This is a genomic window from Rhodococcus sp. EPR-157, assembly GCF_001647195.1.
Taxonomy (GTDB): domain Bacteria; phylum Actinomycetota; class Actinomycetes; order Mycobacteriales; family Mycobacteriaceae; genus Rhodococcoides.
This window is the reverse complement of record NZ_LVCV01000506.1, coordinates 1-1,618: the sequence shown is the minus strand read 5'-3', so window position 1 is coordinate 1,618 and position 1,618 is coordinate 1. Positions and strand designations below refer to the sequence as shown.

Here is a 1,618-nt window from a genome sequence, read left to right as displayed (position 1 = left end):
ACCGAGTAGGCGTCGAACATGGCGGCGGCGGATTCGCGATAGTCGTCGAACGCGCGCGGGCCACGCTCCGGCCTCTGCACTCCTGCAATCACTTTCGCCATCCCATCGGTTGCGGGCGTGTCCAGTGCAGCCAGCGCCATCCGGTGCACGAACGTGACGTGGCGAATCAACTTCTCGACCGTCCAGTCCGGCATCGACGGAACCGGACTACTGGCATCGTCGAGGGTGAGGGAGCTCATCAGATTGCATTCGGCGGACAGAAGCGGCAACTGCTCGTCGGGAGTCATACCCGCGATCTTGCACCTGCCGAGCCTGGTTCACCGACTGATCGGACGCGTATCGTGGATCTGTGTCCGAATTGTCCGCAGATCGGACATATCGGAAGTCGAGAATCTCGAAACGCGTCCGAAGGAAGCGGTAACCAGTGGAAGCTCTCTTACTCGTCGTCATCGTCGTTGCTGCGGTTGTATTTCTGGTCGTTCGTAGCCAGAAGAACAATGCGGCCAGATCCGCAAGCTCTGTGGAGGACGCAAAGGCGGATGCGCGCCAGTCCATCGAGCGCCTCGCCGGTCAGATCTACAACCTCTCCGGCACCGACACGCCGTCGAAGCAAGCACTCGCCGACGCGTCGGAACGCAACATCGCAGCCGGGTCGCAGATCAATCAGGCAAAGACCGTCGAACAGGCACGGTTGGCCAAGCAGACTGCACTGGAGGGCCTGTACTACATTCGCGCCGCACGCCTGGCAATGGGGATGGACCCAGGACCGGAGATCCAGGGCATCGCCGGCCAGAAGTCGGCCGGTCACGTCACCGAGGACCGCAAGGTCGATTTCGAAGGCCGACAGGTCGAGGCATCACCGAATCCTTCGGACCGCACCCCCAACTACTACCCCGGCGGACGGGTCGCGGGCAGACCGGTACCTGCCGGGTGGTACTCCGAGCCATGGTGGCGCCCAGCGCTTGTCGCAGGTGCGTGGGGTGTCGGTTCGATGTTCCTGTTCTCGGCGATGTTCTCCGGCATGGCCGGCGTCGGATACAGCGAACAGGAATTCGCCAGCGGATCCGGTGACGGTTCCGAAGGCGGCGACGCAGGCGGCGACATGGGCGGTGGCGACGCAGGCAGCGACGGCGGCGGCGACATGGGCGGCGGCGAGGAATACGGCGCCATGGGTGACAGCAGCGGCGACTGGGGCGGCGGCGGAGACTTCGGCGGCGGCGGAGACTTCGGAGGCTTCTAGGTCGCCTGACAGACAGGACACCAGAACAGATTCCTCGCCTGCATCACCGAATGCAGGATATCGGTTCCACAGATGCGACACGGACGCCCCGCCCTCCGGTACACGTAGGTGCGGGGTCGTCCGGCGCCGTAGCTCCCGTCACCGTGATCGTCTTCAGGACGAATGGTGACGATCTTTCCCTTACGGACGCCGATCTTCATCAGGTCGACCAGATCGAGCCATAGTGCATCCCATTTCGCGTGGTCGAGGTCTTTGCCTGGACGCATCGGGTTGATCTCGTGCCGAAACAAGATCTCGGCACGGTACACATTCCCCACACCCGCGAGCACCTTCTGATCCATCAGGAGGGTGCCGATAGGTGTGCGCGACTTGCTGATT

General features: G+C 63.1%; 2 protein-coding genes and 1 pseudogene. 1 reads left to right on the top strand and 2 read right to left on the bottom strand.

Going from position 1 to position 1,618, the window contains the following annotated elements:
* The coding region (locus A2J03_RS22855) for a maleylpyruvate isomerase N-terminal domain-containing protein (protein ID WP_197480922.1) at positions 1-287 on the bottom strand (287 nt) is incomplete at its 3' end.
* Positions 288-424: 137 nt separating this feature from the next.
* Here A2J03_RS22855 and A2J03_RS22850 point away from each other — a divergent pair.
* Positions 425-1,240, top strand: a complete 816-nt coding sequence (locus A2J03_RS22850) for a hypothetical protein (RefSeq protein ID WP_068378554.1) — start codon at positions 425-427, stop codon at positions 1,238-1,240.
* On the opposite strand, the pseudogene A2J03_RS22845 reads toward A2J03_RS22850, so the two are convergent.
* Positions 1,237-1,618, bottom strand: a pseudogene (locus A2J03_RS22845) (Fpg/Nei family DNA glycosylase); the annotation flags it as partial. The gene A2J03_RS22850 and the pseudogene A2J03_RS22845 overlap by 4 nt on opposite strands.